Origin of the sequence: Enterococcus pallens ATCC BAA-351 (assembly GCF_000407485.1) — a bacterium.
GTDB lineage: Bacteria > Bacillota > Bacilli > Lactobacillales > Enterococcaceae > Enterococcus_A > Enterococcus_A pallens.
The window spans coordinates 781,295-795,444 of sequence record NZ_ASWD01000001.1; the positions used below are offsets into that span (position 1 = coordinate 781,295).

Annotated in this window: 15 protein-coding genes, 1 pseudogene and 1 riboswitch; of the genes and pseudogenes, 1 reads left to right on the forward strand and 15 read right to left on the reverse strand. The window is 38.6% G+C overall.

Translation table 11 applies throughout. The features are described 5' to 3' along the window. Nucleotides 1-28: 28 nt before the first annotated feature. Nucleotides 29-198: riboswitch (M-box (ykoK) riboswitch) on the reverse strand. Between the two features lie 282 nt (nt 199-480). From I588_RS03765 to I588_RS03815, 12 genes and pseudogenes are all read right to left on the reverse strand, one after another. Then, the gene (locus tag I588_RS03765) at nt 481-669 is read right to left on the reverse strand and encodes a hypothetical protein (protein WP_010757615.1); all 189 of its coding nucleotides are present in this window, start codon (nt 667-669) and stop codon (nt 481-483) included. Between the two features lie 11 nt (nt 670-680). Next, nucleotides 681-1,160, reverse strand: coding sequence for an Rrf2 family transcriptional regulator (locus I588_RS03770; RefSeq protein ID WP_010757616.1), 480 nt, complete (start codon nt 1,158-1,160; stop codon nt 681-683). 297 nt (nt 1,161-1,457) lie between these two features. Next, a complete protein-coding gene (locus I588_RS03775; protein ID WP_010757617.1) occupies nt 1,458-1,655 on the reverse strand; it encodes a type II toxin-antitoxin system mRNA interferase toxin, RelE/StbE family in 198 nt (65 codons plus the stop codon). Next, a complete protein-coding gene (locus tag I588_RS03780; RefSeq protein ID WP_010757618.1) occupies nt 1,645-1,899 on the reverse strand; it encodes a type II toxin-antitoxin system RelB/DinJ family antitoxin in 255 nt (84 codons plus the stop codon). Before I588_RS03780 ends, I588_RS03775 begins: the two co-directional genes overlap by 11 nt. Nucleotides 1,900-2,038: 139 nt before the next feature. Beyond that, nucleotides 2,039-2,329: pseudogene (locus tag I588_RS26715) on the reverse strand (carbohydrate isomerase); the annotation flags it as partial. Nucleotides 2,330-2,530: 201 nt separating this feature from the next. Then, entirely contained in the window at nt 2,531-3,640 is a 1,110-nt protein-coding gene (locus I588_RS03785; protein ID WP_010757619.1) for an ABC transporter ATP-binding protein, read from the reverse strand. Nucleotides 3,641-3,664: 24 nt separating this feature from the next. After that, nucleotides 3,665-4,534 (reverse strand): ROK family protein, encoded by an 870-nt coding sequence (locus I588_RS03790; RefSeq protein ID WP_034693687.1) that lies wholly within the window; start codon nt 4,532-4,534, stop codon nt 3,665-3,667. Nucleotides 4,535-4,554: 20 nt separating this feature from the next. Next, on the reverse strand, nt 4,555-6,000 hold the full coding sequence (locus I588_RS03795; RefSeq protein ID WP_010757621.1) for a glycoside hydrolase family 32 protein: 1,446 nt from the start codon (nt 5,998-6,000) through the stop codon (nt 4,555-4,557). A 3-nt stretch (nt 6,001-6,003) separates the two neighbouring features. Continuing rightward, complete coding sequence (locus I588_RS03800; RefSeq protein WP_010757622.1) at nt 6,004-6,831, reverse strand: carbohydrate ABC transporter permease; 828 nt, start codon at nt 6,829-6,831, stop codon at nt 6,004-6,006. Further along, nucleotides 6,831-7,781, reverse strand: a complete 951-nt coding sequence (locus I588_RS03805; protein WP_010757623.1) for a carbohydrate ABC transporter permease — start codon at nt 7,779-7,781, stop codon at nt 6,831-6,833. The genes I588_RS03800 and I588_RS03805 overlap by 1 nt, the downstream gene beginning before the upstream one ends. Nucleotides 7,782-7,795: 14 nt before the next feature. Beyond that, the gene (locus I588_RS03810; RefSeq protein ID WP_010757624.1) at nt 7,796-9,076 is read right to left on the reverse strand and encodes an ABC transporter substrate-binding protein; all 1,281 of its coding nucleotides are present in this window, start codon (nt 9,074-9,076) and stop codon (nt 7,796-7,798) included. A gap of 14 nt (nt 9,077-9,090) precedes the next feature. Beyond that, entirely contained in the window at nt 9,091-10,527 is a 1,437-nt protein-coding gene (locus tag I588_RS03815; protein WP_010757625.1) for a glycoside hydrolase family 32 protein, read from the reverse strand. Nucleotides 10,528-10,686: 159 nt separating this feature from the next. Here I588_RS03815 and I588_RS03820 point away from each other — a divergent pair, with 159 nt between their 5' ends. Next, the gene (locus I588_RS03820; protein ID WP_010757626.1) at nt 10,687-11,712 is read left to right on the forward strand and encodes a LacI family DNA-binding transcriptional regulator; all 1,026 of its coding nucleotides are present in this window, start codon (nt 10,687-10,689) and stop codon (nt 11,710-11,712) included. Nucleotides 11,713-11,945: 233 nt separating this feature from the next. Here I588_RS03820 and I588_RS03825 read toward each other — a convergent pair whose 3' ends face one another. The 3 genes from I588_RS03825 to I588_RS27800 form a co-directional block, all read right to left on the reverse strand. Next, entirely contained in the window at nt 11,946-12,359 is a 414-nt protein-coding gene (locus I588_RS03825) for a hypothetical protein (RefSeq protein WP_010757627.1), read from the reverse strand. A 1,095-nt stretch (nt 12,360-13,454) separates the two neighbouring features. Next, a complete protein-coding gene (locus I588_RS27665; protein ID WP_010757629.1) occupies nt 13,455-13,619 on the reverse strand; it encodes a hypothetical protein in 165 nt (54 codons plus the stop codon). Between the two features lie 275 nt (nt 13,620-13,894). Next, entirely contained in the window at nt 13,895-14,104 is a 210-nt protein-coding gene (locus tag I588_RS27800; protein WP_010757630.1) for a hypothetical protein, read from the reverse strand. Nucleotides 14,105-14,150 lie beyond the last annotated feature (46 nt).

The following is a 14,150-nucleotide window of genomic DNA, read 5'->3' on the forward strand; positions in this document are numbered from 1 at the left end:
TATATATAATCATAAGCATGACAAAAAGACGTTGATCTAATCGTTGAGTTTTGACACTATGCAACGTAAAGATAAACATCTTAGCTACCTTAAGAAAAGCCTTGTATTCGACAGTTCCTGTTCTACCCATTGGCGTCTCTCGACATTTTTGGGCAGTAGCCTATGTTTGCATAGGAGCCTCACCTAACAAATCATATTTTATTTTCGTTTACAATCTAACAAATCTGCTTAATTCTGTCAACGAATTTCTGCAAATTAATTCTTAAAATAATGCATTTTATTCAATATGATTTCTTTTACACACCAAAAGAAACATCTTAAGAACTAATATCCTGGAAATCGAATACATTTCCACAATATCACCAAATCCAGCAATACTTAATCCTGAATAAAATAGGCAGCTAGAATCTATTTATCCCTTCTCAGCACTGCGAATAAATAACATTATTTTTTTGATTAAGAGATCTACTCTACAATTGATTACTTGAAACGATCCTTAAGTGTTGAGGATAAGTCTTTGAATTGTTTGCCGACTGCTTTCCCTTTTTCAGCATATTCTTTTCCCACACTTTTTCCTTCTTCACTATACTTTTCGCCTAATTTAGCTCCTTGTTCTTTGGTTTGTTCAAATCCTTCTTTTAATTTATCGATTTCATCTTTAAATGACATATGCTTCTCTCCTATTCTTCGTTAATAAAATTTTTCCAATCTATTTCCAGATACTTACCTGTTGAATCCTTAGGTATGATTTCTGACAAAACATGCGACTGCAGCTCCTTTTGATAAAGCTTTTGGGCTTCCAGATGAATATTCTTAACCGCTTCTGACTTTTCCTTAACCAGTTGTTTATCAAGGAACATCGCATCAATTGGTTTTAGATTCACCTTGGCTAAAAATGATTTTTCTCCTTCAATTGCCAAGAAGATATCAAGAAAATTAATTTCCTCTTTTGGTTTTTTCAATCGGTAGCCGCCTTGCTTTGAGGCAAAGGATTCAATCAATTCTGCATGCTTTAATTTAGCAGCAATCTTCTGTAAATAACTATGAGATACATTCATTCGTTGACTGATCTCGCTGGCTTTGAGTGACTCATTTTCTGGCAGCTCTGCAAGCATAACCAAAATTCCTATCGCTTGAACATAGGATGATGATAAATTCAATTCCCCACCTCCATATCTGTGGATATTATACATCCGCAGACTTTTTTTGTCCACAGTTAGAACGAATAAATGTTGCTCAAATAAGCAATCTTCCAGATCTATCCTAGAAGATTGCTTTGTATTTTATCAAATTTTATCGATTAGCTAAAAACATAGCTTACTTTCAGCAATTTTAAATACCATCAAAATTGCTATTTCGCTAAGACTAGCTTTTTTATCATTCAAGTATTTCTAAATACTTGGTCATGCGAACCCGTAGCAAGCAACCACAACTCTAATCGATCGTTATCTATTCGATCAATCATTTTCTATGTGAAGTTCTCTCAAGCCTTGTTTGTTCCCTTTTAACGCATGATCTTTGTACTTTTGTCTTAATATACTTGTTTTCCGATCAATGAGTAATCCTAAAACTTCGTCAATCTTACTCATATCATAATGTTTCTTCTTTAGAGCTTTATAATTACGTTCAAAAGGTGGAGCCACTCTAATCTCCATTGTTCAAATCCTTCAACAATTCCTCTTTGGAAGAAAATGTCTTATAGTTTCCACTTTCTATGTCTCTTAATGCTTCTTCAAAATCACTTTGCTGCAAGGTCAAATCAAAAGGAATTCCTTTTTCTCGAACTACTTTAGTTAAATATATTTTAATACCTGTAGTTAAATCCATTCCTAAGCTATCAAAAATCTCGCTTGATTCTTTCTTTAACTGATCATCCAGTCTCATATTTAATTGAGCCATATCAAAACATTCCTTTGTAAATACATTATACAATTTTAGTAATCACACGTAAATACAATGTATAACTATCGTCTATAAAAAAACCAAAATTAAAACAAAAACAAGCACCTATCTACACGATAAGTACTTGCTTTTATAATTATGCGCCTAATGATTCGCCAATAGCTGCTTCTGGGTGCCACTTGACATACTCTTCTGGTGAAAGGCCTCGCGCATTCTGAAGAAGAACTGAAAGAACCTGCAGTAGTAAAATCTGCTTAATAATTGAAGCTCTTGGAGGTTTATTCAGGTCGTCACCTTCATTCGTCGTTGCGGTGCACAAGCAAACATCTGAAAGTCTGCTTAACGACGAGCTCTTACTTCGTGAAACACCAAAAATCTTTGCACCGTTCGCTTTTACGGTTCTGACTGAGTACAGCAGTTCCGCTGTTTCTCCGCTTAACCCATCAAATACTCTACATTTAAGTTACTTTAGTAACTCCTAAAAATAAAATGATCTTCTCGCATTCTTTTGAGTCTCTCTATTTCTTTGCGTGATTTTCTTAGATACTAAAAGTTAACTGCTCTATTTCATGATTATTCTATGCCAAAAGTAGATTTAAAAATTAGTATTTTATTCGTCATTCCTCTTCTATGGTAACTGAATAACTACTTCTGTCTCCTTATCAAAGAAATTTCCCTTGTTTAAGTCAAAAGCCAAATCTACATAGGCACCTGGCTCATGGAAGTTTCTAGCATCTACTTTTGCCACAAATTCGGTATCACCGATAACTGAATACAGCATTGTTTCTGCTCCAAGTAATTCTGAAACAACTACTTTTGCACGAACCGTTGATTCAGGAGCAGCATCTAGAGCAATTTGTTCTCCGTGAATTGCCTCTGGACGAATGCCAAATATGACTTCTTTGCCTTCATACCCTTTTTCTTTCAGTACTTTATTTTTTCCTTCAGGAATTGCCAGCCTTAAGCCATGATCATTGGTCAATAGCCCGTCCTTTAACGTAACTGTAAAGAAATTCATAGCTGGTGAACCGATAAATCCTGCTACAAAGACATTATTAGGTTTGTTATAAACTTCTTGTGGGGAGCCGACTTGTTGGATGACACCGTCCTTCATGATGACAATTCGATCGGCCATTGTCATTGCCTCTGTCTGATCGTGAGTGACATAGATCGTCGTAGTTTCTAAACGATGATGTAGTTTAGCGATCTCAGCACGCATCGAAACTCTTAATTTTGCGTCTAAATTAGACAATGGTTCATCCATCAAAAAGACTCGGGCATCTCGAACAATCGCTCTTCCTAACGCAACCCGCTGACGTTGTCCCCCAGACAATGCTGCGGGCTTGCGATACAGATACTCTGTTAGTCCTAAGATATCTGCCGCATTCTCCACTCGTTTCGAGATTTCCTCTTTATTATATTTGCGTAGCTTCAAGCCAAAGGCCATATTGTCAAAAACTGTCATGTGAGGATATAGAGCATAGTTCTGGAATACCATCGCTATGTCACGATCCTTTGGTGCTACCTCATTCATCCTTTGGCCATCAATGGTGAAGTCGCCTTCTGAAATATCCTCTAATCCGGCTATCATTCGCAAGGTTGTTGATTTACCACAGCCAGAAGGTCCTACAAAGACAATAAATTCTTTATCTTTAATTTCTAAATTAAAATCCGTTACTGAATACTTGTCTGCATTATCATATTTTTTATGAATGTGCTTTAAACTTAGTTCCGTCATCTATGTTCCCCCATCTCTTTCCTGCTATGAGTGCAGCTGCTGTTCTTTTGCCAATGCCAAGCAACCATAAGTGCCTGCGTTATCTTCCAACTTAGGTACGACTAAATAGCGATCAAGCTCTGGGACCTCCACATAGTCATTTAAAAGTTCTTTAAATACTTCTTTTGTTTTCTTCAATACTTGACGTTGTTTCATTACACCGCCACCGAAAATAATCACATCCGGTGAAAGCATAAGCGTTGTATTGTACGCACATTGTGCAAGATAATAGGCCTCCAGCTCCCATTGTTCATCCTCTTCATTTAGGTCTTGTCCTTTTTTCCCAGATCGCTTTTCAATAGCTGGTCCCGAAGCCATTCCTTCTAAACAGCATTTATGAAAAGGACAATTTCCTTCATAATTATCTTTTTCATGTCGATTGACTAACATATGACCCATTTCTGGATGGCTAAACCCTTCGATAAACCGACCATTTTGCATTGCTCCTCCGCCAATCCCAGTACCAATGGTGTAATAAACGACACTGGAACAGCCTTGCCCGTTTCCAAAAACGTATTCTCCGTATGCCGCTGCATTCACGTCGGTGGTCCAGGCAACCGGAATAGCGAAGACTTCCTTTACTGTGCCCACAAAATCAAAGTTTTGCCAAGCCAGCTTGGGTGTTGAAGTAATGTATCCATACAACGGGGATTCTCGCTGAATATCGATGGGACCAAAAGAGCCGATCCCTATTCCTTTAAGTGATTCTTCGTAGGGTTTAAAAAACTCGAGCACTTTAGTCATTGTTTCTTTTGGTGTCGTAGTGGGAAAGCTCACTCGTTCCATAATTTCTAACTCTTCTGTTGCAATGGCACAAACAAACTTTGTACCTCCAGCTTCAATACTTCCGAACATTGCTTCATCTCCCCTTTCACTCATCCAGTAATCAACCTTTTTGCGTTCAATTTAGTTACTACTAATTTTTCAATCCGGTCGTCTTCACAACAGCTGAAAGAGAATTCACGCTCACAGGCTCCTTTAAAAAAGCTGTTTACACTTAGAACCGTCCCTTCACCTTCTGCAAAGACTTCCATCGAATACAGATCCAAAAGAATTTTTACACGATTTTCTTTTTTAGCAAGTGGCATAGTCAACGTTTTTCTCCCCAAAGGATTCTCATTAGAATGATAGCGCAGCTGATCCTCAATGATAAAACGATCCTCCATACCAGTTCTTTGATCTTTAAACATTAGTGTAATTGGTGATTCTCCAGATTTCAGCGACAATTCAATGATAGATGGTGTCTGAATCTCGGTTACTTTTTTCAGATATCCATTCGTCTGGGTGTCATTGATGATTATTTGCGCGCCCTCTAATGCAGTGACTTGACCCGGTATTGTCGAATACAACTGTTTGTTTCTTATGCTGACTCTTCTTGGCATACTCATGGCTCCGCACCAGTTATTCTCTGTTAAAGCACCAAAGCCATTCCATTCGTCCATCCATTCCCAACCATTTTGCCATCCGATGACGTAACGTTCTCCGTTTGTGCTCAAAAAAGTCTGCGGTGCGTAAAAGTCGACACCATAGTCAAGAATACCTCGTGACTCTACGTGAAATACTCCTTCTTGATAATCCATTTTTCCTATCAGATACGTTGAATATTCTCCTTTAATACCGACTGGAGAAAAGGTCAGCACCTCCTGACCATCTAATTCATAAAAATCTGGACATTCTAACATCCAACCACCAGGTTCTTCAAAAACGATATTAACAAACGTCCAATCAAAAAGATTCTCTGATTTGTAAAGCGCCAGTTTGCCTACCTGGTCTTGACTTACTCCCACCAGCATGTAAAACGTGTTGTCATGTTTCCAAACCTTTGGATCTCTAAAATGACTATTTTCATTCCCCAGATGATCCGTTTGAATAATCGGATTGTTTTCGTATTTTGAAAAATGTAGACCGTCTTCGCTCATTGCTGCACACTGTTTTTGGACTAAGTCTCCTGCTGCATTTCGGGCAACAGCTGTGTAGAAAAGATAAAGCATCCCTTCATGCTCCAGTGCTGTCCCAGAAAAACACCCACCTTCTGGACTATCTTCATAGCTCTCCGATGGTGCTAAAGCAATCGGCAAATCTCGCCAGGTGATCAAGTCATCACTAACCGCATGTCCCCAATACATTTGACGCCATTTGGTCTCATAGGGATGATACTGATAAAACAAGTGATAGTGACCGTTGAAAAAAATTAGGCCATTTGGATCGTTCATCCAGCCCAGTGGCGGCGTAAAATGAAGCGCCGGCTGGAGGGATGTTTTTACTGCTAGGTTCTTGTATTTTTCAATATAGTTATTCGCTGCGTTTCTTTTTTTATCCATGAACTATCCTTTCGTTGCACCAGCAGTCATACCTGAAGTCACCCATTTATTTAGAGAGAAGTAAATCAGGATTGGCGGCAAAATAGCAATAGAGATAGCGGCATAGGTTGCTCCCCAATCGACATTCCCAAAGGCACCCACATAATCTTTCAAGCCCATTGTGATGGTCTTGGCAGCCGAATCACTGATAAAGGTATTCGCAAAGATAAAATCATTCCAAATTAGAATACTATACATGGAAGCGATGGTAATCATCGTATTTCTTGCCAGTGGAGCAACAATCTGCAAAAATACCCGATAAGGCGAACAACCGTCAACGATTCCTGCTTCGATTAGTTCATCTGGAACAAAATTGTAAAAGTTAACGAACATCATCACAGATAACGGCAGGGCAAAGCCCACTTGCGGCAACACCATCGCCATACTTGTGTTCAAAATGCCGATTTTACTATAGAAGATAAACAACGGAATCAACGTGATTTGAACAGGAACCATGATACCAAACATGAAAAATGAATAGATTTTTTTACTATGTTTATAGCGGAACTTCGATAATGCAAAGCCGATGGTTGAGCTTAGCACCAAAATCAATACCAGCGAGATCATGGTGATCTTCAAGCTATTCCACATGTAACCGCCGATCACCCCATCTCCCAACACATTTTTGTAATTATCAAATGTTATTGCCTTGGGTAAAGAAAATGGAGTAGTAGACAACTCAACTGTGTCTTTCAAGCTGGCAATGAAAAGCCAAATTACAGGATAAATTTGGATAATCAAAAAGACAACCAACAAAAGAATAAACAGATATTTTATCGCTTTCTCTTTCATTAGACTAACCCGCCTTTCGTGCTCTTTTTGCGTGTACTTAATTCTAAGGCTTGCTTTGCTGCTCGTTTTTGAGCTTTCACATCATAATTCTCAAAGATTTTTCTGAGGATAAAAATGATCAACACACTTTCAATAATGATGAATACCGCCAAGGCACTGCCATATCCGTATTGATTGTTGGTAAATGCTTGTTTATACATATACGTAGACATCAATTCACTGGCATTTCCCGGTCCTCCGTTTGTCAGCAAATAAGGAATATCAAACCCTCTTAAGGCCCCGGTCAAACACATAGTGAACGTCAGCAGTAAAATATCTTTGATCATCGGAATCTTGATTTTGAAAAGAATCTGCAGCTCCGTTGCGCCATCGATTTTCGCTGCTTCATAGACTGATTCATCCAATGAAACCAGTGCGGCATAAAAGATAACCATATACATACCGATAAATCGCCAACCTTCAGGAATCGATACCGCACCTAATACCGTATTCAAATTCGTTAGCCAAGAAGTTGCCACACTTTCTAAGCCAATTCCTGACAGAATCTGATTCAGCAAGCCTTCTGGTTGTGTTGAATAAATACTTCTGAACAGTTGTCCAATCGCTACTGTAGTGACAATGCATGGTACATAATACAGTGTCTTGACTAAGTTTGCCCGTTTTTTCAAGTACGTCAGTAAAACAGCAAACAATAAACCAATCGACAATTGAATAACTACAACGATCACTAAATAAATTAAATTATTAATTAATGCTTTGTAAAACACTGGGTCTTGAAAAAGTCGTGTGTAATTTTCCAAACCAACAAATTGTTGGGGAGTAATACCGTTCCACTTCATAAAACTCAAACGGAGCGACTCCGTGATTGGATAAAAGACTGACAGCAGATAAAACAGCAACCCAGGTATTAAAAAAACGAAAAAGGCTTTCTTATCGCGCAATACACCCATTTTTTCTCCTCCAATTATTGGTCTGTGACATTTACTTTGATCGAATCATCGATCATTTTAACGAAATCCTTAATTTCCATATCTCCTGAACCGACAAGCAATAAATTATCCTGAACGATGGTGTTTGTCGAAGAATCCAAATACGTATCCCATGGTTTCATGAACTGGTCTCCTGTGTTGTCCATATCTTCGCGAATCCTTAAATAAAGGCTGGAATAATCGACATCTTTAGGCAATTCCGTTTTGATAGGGGACATTTGCATTTTTTTCGTGTAGATTTCTGCGTAGTGATCCAGTACGTACAATACAAAGTCCTTCGTCTTTTCATCAAACGTTTCCGCGTTAAAGGCCATGCCGATACCGGAATTCACACAAAATTCGTTCGCATCTGTCACACCATCCTTGGTAGTTGGCATATAAAAATAATCAATTTCTCCTTGATCATATTTTTCCTGCATCGCACCAATTTCCCAATCACCAATGTAATACATGGCCGATTTTCCATCCAAAAACATCGATTGCGCTGTTGCATAGTCTGTCGCAGAAAACCCTTCATTGAAGTACTGACCGATCTCTTTTACAAATTCGACGGATTCAACCCCTGTTTGACTGGACATTTTTTCTTTTCCTTGGCTTAACTCCTCAATGAATTGATTACCTGTCTGTCTAAATGCTGGCATTGCTAAGTATCGTTGAACTGGCCAACGATCAATCCCGTCTACAGAGATGGGAGTCACTCCAGCTTTTTGCAAGGTTTTACACGCCGACAACCATTGATCGAAGGTTTTAGGAACTTCAACTCCTGCTTCAGCAAATATTTTTTTATTGTACCAGATCATTTCAACATGATATTCCAAAGGTAAAGTATACATCGAACCATCCGAGAATTCTTGATACTTTAATGCTGTAGGATAAAAATCCTGATAATAATTGTTCTCTTGCAGAAACTCCTTCATGTCTACCAGCTTTCCTGCTTTGACCAGTTCTTTTGCGTAAAGATCTGGATCGGTATCAATGATATCGGGCATATTGTTTCCTGCCACCAACGTTTTTAACTTTTGCAGGTAGGAAGGTCTGTCTGCGGTAGTCTCAAAATCGATCCTCCACTTGCCGCCTTGTTCTTTGCTGTATTGATCGGCGATTTCTCGCATCGTCTCATCAATTGCTCCTCCGACTGGCCGAGAGGTCAACCACTTTACGGTTGTTACGGAGGAATCCTCTTTCTCTCCTCCGCAAGCCGCTATCACAAAAAGTGTCCCTACCAGACTGAGCAGAATACCAACTTTTCTTATCATGGACGAATCAACTCCTATTCTTTTATCTCGATCTCATTCAAACCTAGTTCTCCCTGCACAACATATATGCCTAATTTCTTACCGCTATGATTGTAAAGTCGTGTCGATAAAGCAATCTCATCATTTACATAAACAACACACATGCTTCCTTCTCGTAAAATCGTTACTTGATAACGATCGGCTTTAGGCAGAAGACGACTGGTTTCTACTTGGTAAGGAATATCTCCTTTGATTTGCCATTGGTATTCACCTTTCTCAGCTCTCGGCCAAAAATCCCAGGCAATCAAATTTTGTTCTGGCAGCATACGCAGAAAATAACCAGCTTCCATTCCTTCATCCACATGGAGGGCCACCCCGAACTCTTTTGCCTTCACAACATCAAAATCGATTGTCACGGAAAAAGTATCCTCAGGACTATTAAAGAGCATCGCACCTAATGTGTCGCTTTTGACCTTCTTTTCACCCTCACTATGATCATTATAAAAGACTGGCACGGACAACTTCACTTTTTCTTTGAAATATTCGCCAATTGTATCAATCATCACTGCTTTTAGCTCACCTGTCTGAGCATTTTGGATCAATTCATGAAAAACCATCGTGCCGCCCCAGTCCCATGGATTAAAATCATTTTCTCCTTCTTTACTGGCTACCCAGCCAAAGGCAATTCTTCTCTCGCCATCAGAAGCAGTTTTAATAGCGTAATTAGCTCTAGTATCAAACACATCATCCTCAGGAATAATCCATGGCCCCTCTAAGCTTTTCGCATAACGATAATGGGTAGTAAAGCGGTCAGAAAAGGTTGAGAAAACCAAATACCAATAATCCCCCATCTTAAATACTTCCGGACACTCCATCGTGATATACATTTTTGGATCATAGAAGGGTTCACAATACTCCCAATGCTCCAGATCCTTCGATTTCGATAATGAAATACATCCGCCGCGCAAATCTCCGGCACCTTGGCGTCTAGATGCCAACAACATGTAGTAGCATTGTTCCTCTTCCACCCAAAACACGAAAGGGTCTCTCCAGTCGAACTCCTCATAAATCTTGCCATCTGATGGGAAAAGAAAACCTGGATCTGTTTCCAGCTCATATAAATTGTCTCCGACTGCTTTCATCACCAGTTGAACACTTTTTCCGTTTGAGAATGGTTTATTCTCATTGAAGGCCGTATAAAATGCATGGTACTTTCCTTGTTGGTCTTTGATAACTGATCCAGTATAGTTATTAAGGTTGTACTCTTCCTTTGTTCCTCTCTGTATCGCTTCTCCCTGGTAGTTAACGTGAACAAAATCTTTGGTTGTTGCTAAATGCCAAGTTGTTTCTTCTGCATACTTTCCCTGTAAAATTCTTGGATCATGCAGGTAGTAAGCATAGAACATTCCATCTTCATAATAAGGAATTAAGTCTCCTACCCAAGCATTCTCCGGTTGATAAAATAAACTCATTCAGCATCTCTCCTAAACGTAATTAATCTTTTTACATTCTCAGAATAGTTTTGGTACCGCTTAACTTCAAGCGTTTTTTACTTTTTTGTGCATTTTCGTGCAAATAAATATTGCTTTTCCGTGCAAACTCTAGGTATACTAGCTACGGGAGGGTGAAAAATGAAATGCACAATTAATGATATTGCCAAGGAAACAGGCTACTCAAGGAACACTGTATCCAAGGCACTAAAAAACGACCCGCAGGTATCTCAGCGAACAACCGAAAATGTCCTAAGAAAAGCCGAATCAATGGGCTATTTTACAAAAGAAGAACGGATGGAATACAAGATTGACCAAGGGAATATCTTGTTCTTAAATATTAGCCATGCGAATGATTCTCAGTTTTGGAGTAACGTTCTTACCGGTATTGAAATGGTTCTTTCCGAAACGAATTATCAATTGGCCATTGCTACTTTATCCAAAGAAGACATTGATGAAGGCAGATTGCCAGAGGCTGTGTACAGTTCAAATACAAAGGGGATTATTGTTGTCGAGATGAATTTTCGTCCTGTTTGGGACAAGCTATTAGAGACAAAGCTGCCTATTGTCACGGTTGATGCACCTAAAAATCCAAATTTTTTGATCGGCAAATGCGATATCGTCATGATGGAAAATCATGCCAATATTGAAAAAATCACGGAGCTGCTCATCCAAAAAGGCTACACCGATTTTTCTTTTATTGGCGACTTATATTCACCAAATACCGGTCTCGGATTTATGGAACGTTATTATGCTTTTTTCAACACCTTGAAAAAGCATGCGTTAGAGATTAACAGCCATTCCTCGATTCTCAAAGATACTGACGACATTTTTGAGAATTTTGAACGAATAAAAGAGCTCTTAAAATCGATGAAAAAAATTCCTGAAGTTTTTCTGTGCGGTAATGACTGGTTAGCGATCCAATTGATCTATGCGCTACAGGCCTTAGGGTATAAGATACCTAACGATGTGAATGTCATCGGGTTTGATAATATCCCAAACTCCGAAAGAATCTTGCCAGGCTTAACAACCATCGATACCCCTAAGATTTATTTAGGAAGAAAGGCTGCTCATCGAATTATGGAGCGATTGATCGAACCAGACATTCCTTATTCAATTTCAAAATACTCGACGAAATTAATCTTTAGGGGCTCAACTGCCTTGTAGAGTCGATACCAAGAGACAATAAAAAGTAAATGGCCTTCTCCGCATCAGCAGAGCGAGGCCATTTACCTTGAATAATGCATATTAGGATTTCAATTTTTGATTCATTCTTTTGGCAATAGTTATCACAACTATTTTCATCAATTATTGGATAGAAACAAAAAAGTACCCTTTTCAAGACAAAATCCTTTCTCAGGTTCTTTATTACAAGTTTAGTGATGCCCGATAACCATTGCCTATCCATAAACAAAGTCAGCGAATACACTCCCTAACACACCGCATAAAGACAAACCTACGCAAAACCATAACAACATCATCGCAGACTTAATAACCGCTAACCAAAAAATGGACAAAAGCATCGTCAACAGACTGTATTCGAATACATAGCTTGGAATCTCATGATAAATATTTGTCACAAGTAACACAATAAATAAATAGATAACCAATTTAAAGGGCCAGTCACTCCTCGATAGCAACATTCCAATAAACGTGTAAAGTACCATCGCCATCTGAAACTTAAAAACCGGTAAAGCACTTTCGGCGGTAACCGCATTCGCCCATAGATCATTGCTGCTAATATAAAATACAGCGTAAAAAAAACATATTACTGTTAAGACAGCGAAAAGTATCCACCCAACTTTTTTAAGCATCCCTATTTCCCCCTTGTATTCAAATGACTAAATAGTCAACGTTGCTTTCCCACTAACAAATTTTTTAGCTTCAGATAGAAATGATGTACTCAATGAATAGACATGGACAATAGTTGTCTTAATTCAAAGTTTTTCCCTATAGCAATATCATGTAAAAATAGAGAACCAGTTACCTGCCACATAGTTTACGGAAAATCCATAAAAATAGTAACACCACGAGGATAACATGACCAAAAACTTTAAGAAGTGCAATTACAATAACTATTTTTATTACCTTTATTACTGCTTTTCTATACCACCGATACACCCTCATCTCCTCCTGGCAAACCGATAAACTATGATTATGAGAAGAAGCAGCAGAAAGGTACTTTGCTGCTTCAACCACCAAATGGCTCCAATCAAAAGGACTGTGTAACATACGAAGCGTATCAATTGAGGTAGGTAGTGATAACGAAAGACTTCCTTCCAACGTCTTTTCATTATAGATACACTTTTTCCAGTGCTAAAGTATAGGCTCGATAATGAGAATAGGCCGAAAGATAATGCTCTTCTCGAATGGCTTGGACACAAGGGACTACCAATTCTTCATAAAGCTTTTTAACAATGAAGAAGTTACGTAGAAATGGATAGCTACAAGTTCATGACCACAAAAGTCAATCGCTCGCTAAAAATCGTGTCGATACACTTCAACGAAATGTATCGACACGATTTTCTTAACTAACTTAAGACTGCAATCACCCTCACTTCATCCCTTTCTGATATTCGGTTTTCATCAATTGAACACCTATGTAGAATAAGACAGAATAGAGAGACAAGAAAAATCTTTTTTCTCTCAACTCACACATATCTAAATCCTCACTAATGGATGATCATTTTTGATTCAGGAAATAAACTAGAGATGAATGGCCAATGAGATAGTAGAAGATGTTCTTGTTCTTCAGACTTAAAAATAGAGGATTAGTGAGGTTTGTTGGTTCCTTGCCAAATAAATACGAGAGGGCTTAGCACCGATCCCTCTCCACTGCTTTTCCTTTGGCAAATCTGCGCACCAAAATTGCGCTAATAGCGATTGAGATCAGTCAGCTTTGTTCTCCTTCAACTCGTTATCTGTTCAATACTCAATTCGGTTAATCCAGCAACTTCTTCTAGTGTCATGCCTTTTTTTAAGAGGTTTGCTGCAACTTCCAACTTTCCTTCCTTACGTGCATAATCTATCTCGGCTTTCTTTATTGCTTTGGCCTTATCAATTCTCATAATCATTTTCTTTTCCTCCTCATCGAGTTGATAAAAATCTATTCGCTTCTTTGCTGCTTTGATATACTCTGGTGCATTCTCAGAAACTTCGCCTGTCTTGAAAAAGTATTGCCAATGAGATAGTAGAAGATGTTCTTGTTCATCAGACTTGGAAACAGAAGATTAGTGAAGTTTGCTGGTTCCTTGCCAAATAAATACGAGAGGGCTTAGCACCGATCCCTCTCCACTGCTTTTCCTTCGGCAAATCTACCCGGAAAAACTTGCACTAACAATGATCAAGATCAGTCAGCTTTGTTCTCCTTCAACTCGTTAATCTGTTCAATACTCAGTCCGGTTCCTTCAGCCACTTGTTCTGGTGTCATACCCATTTTTAAGAAATTTGCTGCGATTTCCAGCGCCTTTTCATTTTCTCCAATTGTCCTTCCTTTATTATGTGCATAATCTATTTCAGCTTTCTTTATTGCTTTGGCTTTATCAATTCTCATAATCATTTTCTCCTCCTCCTCGTCGAGTTGGTAAAAATCTATTCGCTTCTTT

What these genes read in the sequence shown, in the direction of transcription:
- I588_RS03825 (WP_010757627.1), bottom strand. Translation starts at nt 12,359, where the DNA reads ATGCTTAAAAAAGTTGGGTGGATACTTTTCGCTGTCTTAACAGTAATA.
- I588_RS27665 (WP_010757629.1), bottom strand. Translation starts at nt 13,619, where the DNA reads ATGATTATGAGAATTGATAAGGCCAAAGCAATAAAGAAAGCCGAGATA.
- I588_RS03815 (WP_010757625.1), bottom strand. Translation starts at nt 10,527, where the DNA reads ATGAGTTTATTTTATCAACCGGAGAATGCTTGGGTAGGAGACTTAATT.
- I588_RS03805 (WP_010757623.1), bottom strand. Translation starts at nt 7,781, where the DNA reads ATGGGTGTATTGCGCGATAAGAAAGCCTTTTTCGTTTTTTTAATACCT.
- I588_RS03765 (WP_010757615.1), bottom strand. Translation starts at nt 669, where the DNA reads ATGTCATTTAAAGATGAAATCGATAAATTAAAAGAAGGATTTGAACAA.
- I588_RS03820 (WP_010757626.1), top strand. Translation starts at nt 10,687, where the DNA reads ATGAAATGCACAATTAATGATATTGCCAAGGAAACAGGCTACTCAAGG.
- I588_RS03795 (WP_010757621.1), bottom strand. Translation starts at nt 6,000, where the DNA reads ATGGATAAAAAAAGAAACGCAGCGAATAACTATATTGAAAAATACAAG.
- I588_RS03780 (WP_010757618.1), bottom strand. Translation starts at nt 1,899, where the DNA reads ATGGCTCAATTAAATATGAGACTGGATGATCAGTTAAAGAAAGAATCA.
- I588_RS03785 (WP_010757619.1), bottom strand. Translation starts at nt 3,640, where the DNA reads ATGACGGAACTAAGTTTAAAGCACATTCATAAAAAATATGATAATGCA.
- I588_RS03810 (WP_010757624.1), bottom strand. Translation starts at nt 9,076, where the DNA reads ATGATAAGAAAAGTTGGTATTCTGCTCAGTCTGGTAGGGACACTTTTT.
- I588_RS03775 (WP_010757617.1), bottom strand. Translation starts at nt 1,655, where the DNA reads ATGGAGATTAGAGTGGCTCCACCTTTTGAACGTAATTATAAAGCTCTA.
- I588_RS27800 (WP_010757630.1), bottom strand. Translation starts at nt 14,104, where the DNA reads ATGATTATGAGAATTGATAAAGCCAAAGCAATAAAGAAAGCTGAAATA.
- I588_RS03790 (WP_034693687.1), bottom strand. Translation starts at nt 4,534, where the DNA reads ATGTTCGGAAGTATTGAAGCTGGAGGTACAAAGTTTGTTTGTGCCATT.
- I588_RS03800 (WP_010757622.1), bottom strand. Translation starts at nt 6,831, where the DNA reads ATGAAAGAGAAAGCGATAAAATATCTGTTTATTCTTTTGTTGGTTGTC.